The organism is Metabacillus sp. 84 (genome assembly GCF_050107715.1).
Classification (GTDB): domain Bacteria; phylum Bacillota; class Bacilli; order Bacillales; family Bacillaceae; genus Metabacillus_B.
Map to the genome: position 1 here is coordinate 419,412 of NZ_JBNILN010000001.1, position 13,924 is coordinate 433,335.

The 13,924-nt window shown below is 37.2% G+C and carries 14 protein-coding genes and 1 pseudogene; 6 read left to right on the top strand and 9 right to left on the bottom strand.

What is annotated here, in order from left to right:
- Positions 1-6: 6 nt before the first annotated feature.
- Positions 7-447, bottom strand: coding sequence for a cell wall hydrolase (locus ACQCV8_RS02125; protein WP_426842889.1), 441 nt, complete (start codon positions 445-447; stop codon positions 7-9).
- A 200-nt stretch (positions 448-647) separates the two neighbouring features.
- On the opposite strand from ACQCV8_RS02125, the gene ACQCV8_RS02130 reads away from it, so the two are divergent.
- The 6 genes from ACQCV8_RS02130 to ACQCV8_RS02155 all read left to right on the top strand — a co-directional run bounded on the left by ACQCV8_RS02130 (position 648) and on the right by ACQCV8_RS02155 (position 6,298).
- A complete protein-coding gene (locus ACQCV8_RS02130; protein WP_426842890.1) occupies positions 648-1,274 on the top strand; it encodes a hypothetical protein in 627 nt (208 codons plus the stop codon).
- A 105-nt stretch (positions 1,275-1,379) separates the two neighbouring features.
- Positions 1,380-2,039, top strand: a complete 660-nt coding sequence (locus ACQCV8_RS02135; protein WP_426842891.1) for a hypothetical protein — start codon at positions 1,380-1,382, stop codon at positions 2,037-2,039.
- A 95-nt stretch (positions 2,040-2,134) separates the two neighbouring features.
- Positions 2,135-2,794 carry a hypothetical protein gene (locus ACQCV8_RS02140; protein ID WP_426842892.1) on the top strand — a complete coding sequence of 220 codons (660 nt, stop codon included), beginning with the start codon at positions 2,135-2,137 and terminating at the stop codon, positions 2,792-2,794.
- A 555-nt stretch (positions 2,795-3,349) separates the two neighbouring features.
- The gene (locus tag ACQCV8_RS02145) at positions 3,350-3,958 is read left to right on the top strand and encodes a hypothetical protein (RefSeq protein WP_426842893.1); all 609 of its coding nucleotides are present in this window, start codon (positions 3,350-3,352) and stop codon (positions 3,956-3,958) included.
- 2 nt (positions 3,959-3,960) lie between these two features.
- A complete protein-coding gene (locus tag ACQCV8_RS02150; protein WP_426842894.1) occupies positions 3,961-5,946 on the top strand; it encodes a DUF6792 domain-containing protein in 1,986 nt (661 codons plus the stop codon).
- 16 nt (positions 5,947-5,962) lie between these two features.
- Positions 5,963-6,298: a hypothetical protein gene (locus tag ACQCV8_RS02155; protein WP_426842895.1), complete on the top strand. Its 336-nt coding sequence runs from the start codon at positions 5,963-5,965 to the stop codon at positions 6,296-6,298.
- Between the two features lie 41 nt (positions 6,299-6,339).
- On the opposite strand, the gene ACQCV8_RS02160 is transcribed toward ACQCV8_RS02155, so the two are convergent.
- The 8 genes and pseudogenes from ACQCV8_RS02160 to csrA all read right to left on the bottom strand — a co-directional run bounded on the left by ACQCV8_RS02160 (position 6,340) and on the right by csrA (position 13,915).
- Positions 6,340-6,696, bottom strand: a complete 357-nt coding sequence (locus tag ACQCV8_RS02160; RefSeq protein ID WP_426843350.1) for a DUF2262 domain-containing protein — start codon at positions 6,694-6,696, stop codon at positions 6,340-6,342.
- 257 nt (positions 6,697-6,953) lie between these two features.
- Positions 6,954-7,415, bottom strand: a pseudogene (locus ACQCV8_RS02165) (IS4 family transposase); the annotation flags it as partial.
- A 231-nt stretch (positions 7,416-7,646) separates the two neighbouring features.
- Positions 7,647-9,527: a glycosyltransferase gene (locus ACQCV8_RS02170; protein ID WP_426842896.1), complete on the bottom strand. Its 1,881-nt coding sequence runs from the start codon at positions 9,525-9,527 to the stop codon at positions 7,647-7,649.
- A gap of 25 nt (positions 9,528-9,552) precedes the next feature.
- Positions 9,553-10,407, bottom strand: a complete 855-nt coding sequence (locus ACQCV8_RS02175) for a hypothetical protein (protein ID WP_426842897.1) — start codon at positions 10,405-10,407, stop codon at positions 9,553-9,555.
- Between the two features lie 2 nt (positions 10,408-10,409).
- Positions 10,410-10,646, bottom strand: coding sequence for a glycosyltransferase (locus tag ACQCV8_RS02180; protein ID WP_426842898.1), 237 nt, complete (start codon positions 10,644-10,646; stop codon positions 10,410-10,412).
- A gap of 42 nt (positions 10,647-10,688) precedes the next feature.
- Positions 10,689-12,608, bottom strand: a complete 1,920-nt coding sequence (locus ACQCV8_RS02185; RefSeq protein ID WP_426842899.1) for a glycosyltransferase — start codon at positions 12,606-12,608, stop codon at positions 10,689-10,691.
- 98 nt (positions 12,609-12,706) lie between these two features.
- Complete coding sequence (gene hag / locus ACQCV8_RS02190; RefSeq protein ID WP_426842900.1) at positions 12,707-13,522, bottom strand: flagellin Hag; 816 nt, start codon at positions 13,520-13,522, stop codon at positions 12,707-12,709.
- Positions 13,523-13,690: 168 nt separating this feature from the next.
- Positions 13,691-13,915, bottom strand: a complete 225-nt coding sequence (gene csrA / locus ACQCV8_RS02195; protein WP_426842902.1) for a carbon storage regulator CsrA — start codon at positions 13,913-13,915, stop codon at positions 13,691-13,693.
- Positions 13,916-13,924 lie beyond the last annotated feature (9 nt).

A 13,924-nucleotide genomic window follows, 5' to 3' on the forward strand; every position in this document is an offset into this window, starting at 1 on the left:
TCATCTTTATCCCCTATACACACTCGCACACGTTCCGGCTTTCGGTTCGTAATAACAATGTTTTTTGTACTGGCCGGATTTAGGCTGACCATACCAGGTTGGAGGACATGGGGCATAAGGGTTAAAATACCACAGCGCGTACTTGCCCGGGTGCTCCCGCCAATAATCCAAATTTTTCTTTGCGAGTCTCTTTTCCACCGATCTCGCCCGGTTATAAAAAACATTCCCCTTTTGGACAGCTTCAAATGAAAAATTCCCGCCTTGCACCTGAAAAATGACCTTCCGAACTGTGCGCACATCTTTAAAGTCCAAACAGGCAGCCTTTACACGGTTTACAATCACATTCCCCACATACAGCATTCCCTGCTTACCTTCTCCTTCTGCCTCCGCTCTCATCATCCTCGCCATCAAGGCAACATCCGCATCCGTGTATTTGACTCTGGGCATTTTCATCACCTCAGAATAGTTTATGAAGGGATGGGGGATTGATGTCACAATGGACAGTAGGGAGGGTGTTTGCACAATTTCCGGATTCATCTTTAACGTTCAGATGCTGTCAAAGCAAAGTGAGTTTGAACAGGAAGTTCGTTAAAATAATGAAGTCTGTTGCTTTTAGGGAGTAAGGGGGTAACATTTTGAAGAGTCTCATGAAGGTTGGCATTATTTTTAGTTTATTCATGAACGTTGGCTGCGGTATAAGTAAAAATCCTGATGAAAGAATTGTTCAGGAACGAACAGCAGCTGAAAAAGACCATTTTACAAAAGGCTATCTGTCCTCATCAAAAGAAACGGAAGACGGGTATCACTTATTTAAATCAAAGACTGGCGGCTACACCATGCTGTTCCCAGTTGATGCAATCATATCTAAAGAATTTAATGAACAAAGAGAAACCTCCTATGAAACCATCGTTTATGGAGCAGAACGAAAAGAGACAAAGATTATGGCAGATGCCACCTATGAAAATAAACCCGAAACTCAAGATGTAGAAGCTAATCTGGATTTATTATCAAACACTTCGGGCTATACAGGCGAATATGAAGAACTTAAAGAGGAGGGCAAGAGGATTTACTATGCAAGTGAAGAATCTGAAATTGAAGGAACTATGAGTTATAACTACTTTGGCTTTATTAAGTCTGCGGACAGCAATCAGGCATTAGAGTTCATCTATAATGTCAGCTGTAAAAAAGCAGATAATGCCTGTCAATCTGCTGAAGCAGAGCATGAAAAAACAGCACTCAAAATCATGAAGTCTGTGACTTTCAATAGAGGATAAAATGATTGTAAGATGTCTGCTTTCCCCGCATTGCAATTTCATTTTATATCGTAGGGAAGGGGAAGTTTATTATCTATGGATGCGTGCATTTGAGGGGGCTTTTTTATGAAATTAAACAAAAGTATTTTTCCACTTATAAGTTTATTAATTATTGGAGGCTGTGGATTAAGCGAAAAACATTCAGAAGGAACATCCGGGCAAAAAGAGACCATTCAGCAAGAAACACCAGCATTGAAAGATGACTTTACCAAAGGATATTTAACGTCTATTAAAGAAGTGGAAAAGGGGTTTTATGAGTTCAAATCAAAAACAGGCGGTTACACCATGCTTCTCCCCGTTGAAGCTGTTATTTCAAAAGACTTCGGAAACCAATTAGATGAAAATATTTACGAAGCTATCATCTATGTTGCTGAAATTGACCATGCCAGCATAGATACTCAGATTACCTATGAAAACAACCCAATTACAAAAAATCTAGAAGAAAACTTAGAATTGTTATCAAGTTCATCAGGCTATAAAGATTCCTATAGTAAATCTAAGGAAGACTCTAAAACAATCTACTATGGAAAAGAGACGATGGAGTCAGAGGATTATACTACGTACAAGTATATAAGTTATATAAAAGGAAACGAATCGGATCAGGCTGTTCGTTTCATCTATGGAGCATCATGTAAGAAAAGCGATGAGAGCTGCCTAGGGAGTGCGGAGGAACAAGAAAGAATAGCAAAAAAAATTATACATTCCATCACTTTTAATAGGAAGTGAATAACGTACCGCAAAATCGGAAAACGATCAAACCAATCCTTATCTTTAAAAAGATCGAAGTCTAAATTAATTGTGACATTTGAGGGGGCAAAATCTTGAATCGGCTTATTAAATTTGGCATTATCCTTCATTTACTTATTCTTGGGGGCTGCGGCATGACTGAGAATCCTGAGAAGAAAGCTGTTCAAGGGGAAGGCACTTTAAGCGAAATCCCTGCATCAGCAGCCTTGCAAGATGAGTTTACAAGAGGTTATTTAACTTCTACTAAGGAAAAGGAAAAAGGATTTTATGAATTCAAGTCGAAAACCGGCGGCTACTCCATGCTTTTTCCAGCTGATGCAGTCCTATCCAATGGATTTGGCAATGAGAGAAAGGGAAATAACATGGAAGCCGTCATGTTTACCGGAACTCTGGAAAAGGCCGATATGATCACTCAAAGCATTTACGAGAACCTTCCTATCACAAAAGACATCGAAGCCAATTTGGATTTATTATCAACTTCAGTAAGTTATGATGGAAAATATGAAGAAGTAAACAAACAGAACCGAAGCATTTACTATGGCAAAAAAACCACTGACCTGGATGATGCAATAGCCTTTAACTACTTTAGTTTTATAAAAGCCAAGGAGGGCAATCAAGGTGTACGCTTCATGTATAGTGCAACTTGCAAGAAAGCGGACAAGTCATGTGTTTCGAGTATGGAAAAGCATGAACAAATTGCTGAAAAAATAGTGGAATCTATTGCGTTTGAGTAGGTGCAGTAAATGGACTGGGCCATTCACTCGGGGGAAATCTGATTTAAATGCTATTTCTTCAAAATGGGGGTTTAAAAAGGGCCTCCAAGCGCCTATTAACTTGCTTATATTGGCCACGCTTTCCTGCTGAATGGTAAGAAGAAACTTGCTATTATAAATCCTAATGACAGCTACTTCACCCCAAGCACCAACCTCGAAAAATTCGCTACCGATTATTATGAAGAATACTATCAGCTGTTAATCAGCTTAGACAAGCCACGGAAAAACTGCTATGAAAATAATAAAGACTGCGAGTTTTATGAAACGCACTCATTTACTTCATGTCCCTCTTGACCAACCCCCGACTAAAATCCTAGACCGCATTAAAATTTATGTATAAATACCTGAGATAAAAGAAGTGAAAATAATGCAAATATCCGTTTTGTATTGTGAGCCAGTGGGAATACGTGGTAATAATTAAATGACGTGATTCGTGGCATTTGAGGGGGCAAAATCTTGAATCGGCTCATTAAACTTGGTATTATCCTTAATTTACTGATTATTGGGGGCTGCGACATGAATAAGAATCCTGAAGAGAGAACTGTTCAAGGGGAAGGCACTCCCAGTGAAGCCTCTAAAGCAGCAGCAGTACAAGATGAGTTTACAAAAAGCTACTTAACTTCATTGGAAGAGAGTGATAAGGGGTATTTCACCTTTAAATCTAAAACAGATGGTTATACGATGTTCCTTCCTTCGGATGCTGTGATTTCTGAAGATTTCGGTAATGAAAAACGAGACAATGCGTTCGAGGCTATTATGTATGGCTATGAATCAAATGGAGCATCCATAACCACACGAATAACCTACGAGAATAAACCAAGCACACAAGACATTGAAGAAAAACAAAGACTGCTATCTGTTTCAGTAGGATACGAAGGAACATTTGAAGAGATAAAGGCTAAAGGAAAAACAATGTATTTCGCAAAAAAAACCTCTGAATTAAAAAATTCGAATGCCTTTGTTTATTTCAGTTTTATAAAAGCAGAAAACAGTGATCAAGCGGTTGAATTTATTTTTAACACAAGATGCAAAAAAGAGGATAAAACTTGCAATGCCAACGTAAAGAATTTGGAGAATACAGCAATTAAAATCATGAAATCTGTCCAGTTTAAACAGGAGCAATGACAATGGTAAACAGTGAAAATTCCCATGAAGTTCTCTCCACCGAAATGCTGCGGGCCAGGATTGCTAAACTTGAATACAGTATTCCCAAAGATCCTTCTAAGGAAGAAATTAAAGAATTTCAGGACAAAATCAGGCAAATATACCTTGAAGAAACAGGATCTCCTCCCCCTATACATATTACTATTTACCATTCAGGATCCAAGGGGTACAGCGAAGGCAAGGATACGGGCTTTGATGGCACTGTTATTCACTTTTTTGATCCTGAAAAAGGAATCAATCAGTCTTATACAATAACTAGAGGCAGTGAAATGGGAGAAGATAGCGGTACAGGGGAGCCATTAGACTGGCTGTATAATACGTTTGGAATATATACAGGCAGGAATCGGGAACAGTATGAAGCTGCATCAAGCTTTCAAAACAAGGTGAACAAAGAGATAGAAAGAAAGATTGCGAAGGAAATTGAAACTGGAAAAAACAATGGTCACTCTTACGATGATCTTGAACTATCCCGCTACGGAATTGGACATTCTCTTGGAGGGAATTTAATACAAATGCTGCAGCTGCAAGAAGGCCACTTTAAGGAAGTATACGCATTTAATGATGCCCCTCCAAGTGCCTATCAGCTTGCATATATCGATCAGGAGTTTTGGTTACAGCTTAGTGATTACTTCAGCATCCCTGTAAACAATTTCGACGACATCTACTCCATCCCAAGCGCCGATCTCGAAAAGTTCGCCACAGACTATTACAAAGAACGCGGCAAAAACATCCACCACACTACATCAGCCGATGAAATTCTCTATGTTATTTCCGGCTTTCGCGGCTTTCTGTTTTTCGGGGACCGGAATATTATTGAGACGAATCCTGATTTTGATGGTCTAAAAAGGGTACTCGATAATGTGTCAGATGAGGACCTCGCGGTGATACAAAAGAAGCTGGCCGAGATTGCGCCTTATTATGAAAAGGATGGGATTGACGGGATTGTTTTCGGGGTAACCGGCTACGATAAAAAGTTCTGGGATGATTCCTTTGAAACGATTAAGGATCTGAACCTCACTACATTGAATCCTGTTGAGCGGGCGGAGAATGCCATTACTGCCGCGAAAACGATAAATTCCATGAAGGACCATGTTGTTCTCATGATTACAAGGGTGACAAGCCTAAAGGATGAGCTGCCAGCTTTGTTGTCCATCGTTGGCACCGTATCCGCTGAGGAAAGAGAAAAAATCGAGTCGGTCATAGATGGGATGGTAGAGAACCTGAAAACGATGAAGGACGCCATTGGAAACATTGGGGATGTCGCCTCTTTAGAGAAGCTTCTCCACGGGGATCTTATCGGGTTTTTACAGCAAGTCGACATGCTGATGAACACCTCCGACATTATCAAAACCGAGTTCAACGAATTTAAGGCTGGCTTTGGTTCCATTAAAACAATCTTAGAAGAACTGCTGGACAAGTTCGGGATGGCGACAGAAGCACACCTCATGGACGCTGTCATCAGTGCGCTTTCGATAGATGGCTTCTCTTATGAGGGCGATGATATGTACAAGGCTAAAGTTGTGAACGGCAAGCCAATCATTATCAATCTTTCTTCAGCCCTCCGGCTTTTTAAAAAAGGGCTGGCCATTTATGAAGAAAAAGAAAGCATCCTCAAACAAATAAAAGAAACGTATCAAAGAGAATATCCGGACGATTACACCTTTAGAAAAGACACATTGATGAGAGCGATCGCCACAACCGAATCGGATATCAGCTGGGCCCAGAGCAAGCTCGGATATAGCACGACCGCATACAAAGTAACCAAAATCGATGTACAGGAAAGCATTTATCCGATTCCTCCCGCCAACACCGCAGCTTTCCAGGAGCTATTCCACTACCACGAGAACGAACAGGAAGCAGGAGTAAAACAAATCCAGCAAATTAAGTCCTCCCTAGAAGACTTTTTCAATGAAGACAAAAAAATCGCTCAAATGTTTAAGCTAATCTAAGAAAAGAGGGATCACCATGCCAAAGCAGTCCTTCCTGCACCAGCTCGTACCGGAGCAGGACCTGACCAATAAAGCCAGCACCTTCCAAAACCTGCTGGATGAACTAAACGCAGCCGGAATGAAACTCACCAAAACCGTCCAAACGGAAATGGAAGCCCAATCCGGCGAACTCATCGACCAAATCAGCGACAAAATCCAAAAGAATCAAACCCAACAGCAGGAAGCCATCACCCAGCAAAAAGCCTCCATGACCGCCCTCGCAAACCAATACAGCAGCTTCGTCAGCAGCATGAACCGGCAGATGACGACGATTTATTATGAGGAGGATGAGGAGGCGGTGGTGTTGGTTTAATAGATCGTTCACCACTAAAAAGAGTGGTGAACCATGGTATGTTAGCCTGCTATTTCTGCAGATTCGAAGGTTCCATCGATATTACCGGCTACAATGATTGTATGACCTAAAAATAAATCTCCATCCTCAAAGAATATTGTGAAATCCCCACCAGGATAGACTGAGATATTGGTAATGCAGATCCGGTCTGTGAACATATCAGATGTAATCTCTTCATTGATGTTATCCAGCCAATCATTCGCCAATTCAAGAAGTTCACAAGAGGCAAACTTTTTCATTCTCGTATCCCAGTTATTTTGATCTGAAAAAAGAAGCTGTGCCGTACGCAATGCAGAAGCCATATTTTCTTTGTTTTCGTCATAATCAAATGTCAAATGACACCTGTCATTTCCCCAGATTTTCTCTGCGTGAAGTTTTAGGCCGGTAAACGTAACGTGGACTGTATAATTAACTCAACTTTCGCAGGCCAAGACAGGCAGATAAGCCTTGATGTAATTGGGTAGGCTGATAATCAATTGCTGAAGTTGACTTGTAATAATCTTTCTAACTTTCTTTGAACTCATTTTTAGTGCATCTTCAAATGCACGATTAACTGTTGAAGAGTTTCTGCCCAATTTACTTCATGGATTTCGTCGCATAGTTCGTAAAACATACCCCCGAGAGTGAGCATGCGAAACCCTTTATAAAAGTGCATTTTCTGTGAAGAGTGGTCAAAGCAGTTTGCTAAAAGCTCAACATGTTTACTGCGATTCCGATCAAACATGGAGCCATCTACGACAAACACTTTCGGCCGCTGGTGATGAGTAAGCTTAGATACCTTCCCGATCGTGTGGGCACTGAGAAAGAGCAGAAAACGGCGAAAGGAATAGGTGGGCTGATTAAAAACCAATAAACGGCATCTTTAGCTAGAACACCTTCTCCTTTGTTGCTTTTCAGCAATCGGAACCGTTTTTGTGTTGTAAGATCAAGCAGAAGATCAACTGGAACAGATCTTTGCAGGAAAATCCGGAAGCCATCATAATGCCGGCTTTGTACAAATGCTTGAACATGTTTAGCTAAAAAAAGTTACTTTCAATTTAGCAGGGAGTTGATTATTTTGTTCCGGTTTCGGTATCATAAAGGGAGCACTTCATCTTTTTTATTGTTTTCTAGTAAATTCACTATACCAAAGATTGAGGTGTTTCCTTATGGACAATTTTCCATGCCAAGGAGACTATTTTAGTCGGTGCAAAGCTTAGAGGTTGTAGTTTCAATTAGATAAATACCAGTGTGAAAGTTGAGTTATTAGGTTAATAAGTAAGCAGTAATATTCCTGATGCTTGGTTGGCTTGCTTTTATTAAATTAAACTTAATTAGCTCTTTTCATCATTTGAAGAAAATGCGAAATTCCCGATAATCCTCTTGTATCACCTATCTTACTCAACATTTCAGCAAGTTGCATGATAAGTTGTATTCCATTAGAGCTAAAATTAACATATTTAATCTGGGAATCAATAGCAATGTTTTTCGCGGTTGATATATCGATAATACACTCTTCTATTAATTTATTGTGTAACAAATAAAAGGCTCGTTCTAGATAAGATTCAATATAAAATGTTGAATCCATTGCACCATTAGGAATAAACACATCTTCAATTGGTAGTGCATGTGTCTTTTTTACAACCATTCTATGATACTTCATTGTGGTATCATGCAGGTTATTGATACTAATACTTTGTTGCTTTGTTCCACGGATTCCTGAATGAGTTCTATAATGTAATGTTGGAAGTGGCATCATGGAAATAGTACAATATCTAGACATACGTGTCCACATATCGTAATCTTGTGCTCTTACTAGCTCCTCATCCCAGAATCCTACTTTTGAGTAACAATCTTTTTTAGCAACTACACTTGGAGTGAAGAAGTGATTTCCTCTAAGCTGTTCTTGCAGCGCGTGTTTTCCTATGTCTTTAGGATTCCACATTCCTGTATATATTTTTCCATACTTCAAATCATCAAAATAGATTGCAGCAGTATGGATAAAATCTACACTCCTATCTTTTTGAAACATTCTAATTTGTACTTCGAGCTTTTTAGGAAGAGCAACATCATCATCATCAAACACCCAAATATATTTACCTTTAGCTACCTGCATACCAGTATTAATCGCTGATGCTTTACCTCCATTTTCTTTATAAATATATGTTATTCTTTCCTTGTATGCGTCTAATATACTATCTGTTTCATCATCAGACCCGTCATTCACTACTATAACTTCCTTATTTGGATATGTTTGTGATAAAACACTTTCCAGAGATTCAACAAGATAACGGCTTCTATTGTATGTCGGGATAATTACAGATACTTTCTCACTAGTGTCAATTTTTTGCAACTCATAAGGTGGAATAAATTTTTCTATACTAACCTTGTTAGTAATACCCTCTTTGGTTACATGAATACTACAAAACAACCAAGGTGCTGGAACTTCTGTAACCCAATTAACTTCAAACCCTGTCACTTCTCTAACTAAACTTTCTAGACTATCCTTAGTGAATATTCTAACATGATCCGGGTCTGGTATAGAGTATCCTTTTGGAACACTAATCAATAAAGTGCCACCAGGCTTACATACTCTAACTGCTTCTTCAATGAATGGTTTAGGATCAGGAACATGTTCTAATACTTCTGCGAGGACGACTGTATCAAAGGAACTATCTGAATAAGTTAGCTTGGTTCCGTCACCTAATTCAAAATAACAATTATCTAAACCATTTTTGTAAACATTGTATCTTGCAATTTCAATTGCTACGGGATCGATGTCCAATCCAAAGAGATTTTCAGCGTGCATGGCTATTACAGAAGAAAGGTCACCATTTGCACAACCAATTTCTAACACATCTCCGAGGCAAAAGGGGGCGGTAACTCCAAATCGATTTACTTCATTTGTATTTCTTGGTCTTCTATAGTTATCCCATTTACAATGTTCACCCTTATTAGATAACATAATATTTAATAAGCTAGAGGCACAAACTAATTCATAAAATTTCCCACGACCAATTTTATTAATATAAAACTCGGCTATATCATTGTTCCCAGTAGCAAAAGCAAATGCAGCCAAAAATAAGATTATTTTTTCTTCATTTGGACTTTTCTTAAATTCATAGAATAAAATTTGATAAGCTTTAAAATACGACTTATTTTGGAAATGCTCGAGTGCTTCATTTAATCTAATTTCTAGACTTTTATTCATGTAATCATCCTTTAGTAATTTTTCCTCACAGACTTGAGGAGTCCACTATTTCATTCTGACAAGTCTGAATAAAATCTAAGCGTTTTTGGGCTGGTGAATAACTGTACTTGGCTGATAATTTGTAATAATTAATAGCCTTTGATAAATCCTTTGTTATCTCATAATAAACACCAAGATTATATGTTGCCAAATAACTACTAGTACCTTGTACATATTCTTTATGAGCCTTTTCACTTAAATCAATACATGTAAGAAAGCTATTTTCAATCATTTGGATATTTACAAAATTAGTTTTCGGAAATTTCAACAAGAAATCTAGTATAAAGAGTCCTTTTGCAAAATGAAAGTCAGTGACATGTTTTAGCTTTAGTTCATTATAGTTAATTATATTTATCACTTCTTCTTTTCCTAACTCTTTCCCGCTATAAATAATTTCTAGGATTAATTCATTGTAAAATGAATAGCTACCTTCAGATAACTCATAGGATTTCATTAAAACACTGAAGGCCTTTTCATATTGTTCGTCTATCCGCAACTCCTTACCTAGTTGGAATAAATAATATGCATCATCAGGAGTATGATTCAAGGCTTTTAATAATAAAGGAATGTTACGTTTACTTTTATTTGTACCATAGTATCCATCATGCTTCACTATTAGATTCAATTCAGTTCTATTTAATTCGGTATCCAGTTGCTCGTGAATACAGCCAGTATACACTACCCCTTTCGGGAAGAATCTGGAAACAATTTCAGTAGTACTCATTTCTTGATTGTCTCTAATAAAATTATTTATAATTTTAATTTTTCCAATTAATCCCTTGTTAGCTATTCTTTCTAGTTCACTTCTGTGACCTTCAATGATATATTCATCACTATCCAAAACTAAGATATAGTCACCACTCGTTTTTTTAAAGCAAAGTTACGAACTAATGAAAAATCATCACACCACTCAAAGTTAAACAATTTATAATTCTTATTAGCTTTAATAATATTTATAGTATTATCAGTTGACCCAGTATCTACAATTACAATTTCATCAACTAATGATTGTACACTTTGCAAGGATCTCTCGATGAACTTTTCACCATTCTTCACAATCATAGCTAGGGATATTTTCAAACCATAACCTCTTTTCAATGGAGTAAAAAAGTTTTATTACCTCTAAGTTATTTTATATTGGGTAAGGTATCTACTCTGATAAAAATGTTTTTTAGCTTTTTCAATTATGTTTTTAAAAACTTCCTCATCTCTTGTATTATCTAGCACCAATTTATAGAATCTGAAGTCATTTGCATAGTATGATAATGCTTTCTGACTAAAATCCATTGCCATCTGCATGTTCTTAGAAGAAACTAAGTATCCGATGACATTTAGAAAATCTTTGACTGATAAGTGATTCCAATCTACCTTTTCATACAACTTTATTGCTTCATCACTGAATCCCTTTGAATATAGCAAAGCAGCAACCTTTGAAAGCCCACTCTCATTCAGTTTTCCTAGGTAGTTGAATAACGTTTCTGCAGATTCAATATGATTATAATTAATGAAGGTTTCTAACGAGAATAGGAATAGGTTTTCATTGATTTCTCCTTGAATTTCTCCTTTGTGTAACATGGCATTTAATGAAATAAACTCTTTATCGCCTTCAAATAGTGAAATAATATTTTCATATTCCGATCCCTTTAGAATCTCTTTTAGTATGACTAAATCTACTACGTTGACCCAATTCGACTTAATTAAGTCTTTCATTACTTCAAAGGTGAATATTTCTTTAAGATTATCAATATCACCATGTTTTTCAATACATATCTTTTTTAACAATGCAATATTGTATAATAATTCACTGTTTATTTCGGGAGTATCATACAAAGACAAAGCAAGGTCTGGATTCCCAATATCTAAACAAGCCCTAACAAAATGGTTAATGTTTTTGCTATTAACTAATTTATTTTCTTGTAAAAAATTCTTAATTTCTTCATTTGAGTGAAATTCATTTAAAATAGATACCACTTTTGTTATAGCATTTTCACTAAATTTGTTGATATTTAACACATTAGAATAATGATTAATAGCAGCAGTAAAATTACCTTGATCGAAGTAAATTTCACCCAATCTAAGATGTGGACTTTGATCCTTTAAGTCCGGGCGAAGGATAATATAATTAAATTTATGAGAATTTTCAACGATGAAATGAAAAATTTCTGTTGAATCCTCTATTTGGCCTCTTAACAAAAATATCTCTGCCTTTAAATACAAAAACTCTGGTGAACTTGAGTAAATACTCTCTGCGTCTTTAATAACTGCTAAAGCATCGTTATATCGTTGTAAATGTATCAAACAGATTATTATCTGAACTAATGTAACAGAAACCCAGGATAATCTGTAATCTTTTTTTAACTTGTAAGCCTTCAAGTAAGAATCTAAAGCTTTGGAGTAATCCCCTACTGAACAGTACTCATTTCCATAGTTAAAATAATCAAAAGCATTATTGCTTTCTTGGATTTCTTTATTTAATAAGTCTTTATTTCTTTCATTCTTATTTTTTTCAATAAGGGTCTTCTGTATATATCCTGAATGGAATATAAGCAGATTAGAATCTTGTATTATTATTTCCTCATTAGCAGACCGCTTAAGTTGTTCATGGATAGAGCGATAATAATAAATATCTCCACTGTTTTTATATATTCTATCATGACGGTTTTGTACTAGACCTTCTCCAAAGCTCCCCGTAAAGTTTAGAATGTTTGCACTAAACGCTTCTGTACATCCATTGTAACTTTTCAACTCTTTTACAAAAGATTTAAAGTTATCTTCATCAACATACTCATCAGCATCTAAGACAATTATCCACTCGCCTGAAGCTTTAGAAGCAGCATAATTACGGGCAGAAGAAAAATCATTTATCCATTCAAAGTCGTAGATGTTAGATGTATAACCTGCTACAATCAGTTTTGTATGATCAGTGGAACCTGTGTCTACGACTATAACCTCATCAACTAGATGTGCTACAGTAGATAGACAGCGATCAATTACTTGTTCTTCATTTTTTACTATCATGCACAAAGAAATAAAAGGTTTCATTATGTTAGCCTCCTGTAAGTCCTTGAGTAATAAACCCAATAAAAATATCGTGCTAAAATATGATAGCACGATATTTCTTTAAATCTATTACTAATTAATTAACGAAGTAATTGAAGAACACCTTGTGGTTGTTGATTTGCTTGAGCAAGCATCGCTTGAGCAGCTTGAGAAAGGATAGAGTTTTTAGTTTGAGCCATCATTTCTTTAGCCATATCCACATCACGCACACGAGATTCAGCTGCCGTTAAGTTTTCTTGAGATGTACCTAGGTTGTTAATTGTATGTTCTAAACGGTTTTGATTCGCACCCAAGCTTGAACGTTGGGAAGATACAGCTGCAATTGCTTGGTCAAGTGCAGCAATAGATAGACTAGCAAGATTATTTGATCCTACTGAGATGTTCGCCGCACTTAAAGTTAATCCAGTAGTTGACATATCAGCAATTTGTAGATTGATATATTGTCCATCATTCGCCCCAATTTGGAATGTTCCGTTGAACGAACCACCTAAAAGATTTTGAGTATTGAATTGTGTTGTAGTAGCAATCCTGTCAACTTCTGACATTAATTGGTTTAATTCATCTTGAATAGCAGTACGGTCAGCAGTTACGTTAGTATCATTACCACCTTGAACAGCTAATTCACGCATACGTTGAAGAATTGCATGAGATTCGTTTAAAGCACCTTCAGCAGTCTGAATTAATGAAATACCATCTTGTGCATTTTTTCCAGCCATTTCCAAACCACGAATTTGCCCACGCATTTTTTCAGAAATCGCAAGACCAGCAGCGTCATCCCCAGCACGATTGATCCGTTGACCTGAAGACAATTTCTCCATAGACTTAGATTGTCCAACGTTTGCAGTGTTCAGCTGACGATACGTGTTAAGCGCAGCAATATTATGATTAATTCTCATTTTATTATTTCCTCCCTGATTTTCGGTTCCACATCCATGTGGTTAATTGCAAGCAGTGCTTTCAAGTCGGCCGCCTTTAGGTACTGCTTGTTACATAGTTTATATCGGATTTTTTGGTGGGGGTTTAATAGGTTTTTGGAAAAAAAATAAAAACCTTGAGTGTTTGGCTCAAGGCTTGGGGTTTTTCAAATTTTTGAGCAGGTCTGCTGTTAGGGAAGCAGCGCTGCTGTTTTCTTCCTGAATGGATAAGTAGATTTCTTTGCGGTGGATGTCGACGTGTTTCGGGGCGCTGATGCCGAGCTTGATTTGGCCGTCCTGGATGCCGACGACGGTGATTTCGATGTCTTCGCCGATCTGAATGGTTTCATTGAGTTTTCTAGTCAGTACGAGCATAGTCCTGCC

What these genes read in the sequence shown, in the direction of transcription:
- ACQCV8_RS02170 (WP_426842896.1), bottom strand. Translation starts at nt 9,527, where the DNA reads ATGAATAAAAGTCTAGAAATTAGATTAAATGAAGCACTCGAGCATTTC.
- hag (WP_426842900.1), bottom strand. Translation starts at nt 13,522, where the DNA reads ATGAGAATTAATCATAATATTGCTGCGCTTAACACGTATCGTCAGCTG.
- ACQCV8_RS02150 (WP_426842894.1), top strand. Translation starts at nt 3,961, where the DNA reads ATGGTAAACAGTGAAAATTCCCATGAAGTTCTCTCCACCGAAATGCTG.
- ACQCV8_RS02135 (WP_426842891.1), top strand. Translation starts at nt 1,380, where the DNA reads ATGAAATTAAACAAAAGTATTTTTCCACTTATAAGTTTATTAATTATT.
- ACQCV8_RS02130 (WP_426842890.1), top strand. Translation starts at nt 648, where the DNA reads ATGAAGGTTGGCATTATTTTTAGTTTATTCATGAACGTTGGCTGCGGT.
- ACQCV8_RS02145 (WP_426842893.1), top strand. Translation starts at nt 3,350, where the DNA reads ATGAATAAGAATCCTGAAGAGAGAACTGTTCAAGGGGAAGGCACTCCC.
- ACQCV8_RS02185 (WP_426842899.1), bottom strand. Translation starts at nt 12,608, where the DNA reads ATGAAACCTTTTATTTCTTTGTGCATGATAGTAAAAAATGAAGAACAA.
- ACQCV8_RS02155 (WP_426842895.1), top strand. Translation starts at nt 5,963, where the DNA reads ATGCCAAAGCAGTCCTTCCTGCACCAGCTCGTACCGGAGCAGGACCTG.
- ACQCV8_RS02125 (WP_426842889.1), bottom strand. Translation starts at nt 447, where the DNA reads ATGCCCAGAGTCAAATACACGGATGCGGATGTTGCCTTGATGGCGAGG.
- csrA (WP_426842902.1), bottom strand. Translation starts at nt 13,915, where the DNA reads ATGCTCGTACTGACTAGAAAACTCAATGAAACCATTCAGATCGGCGAA.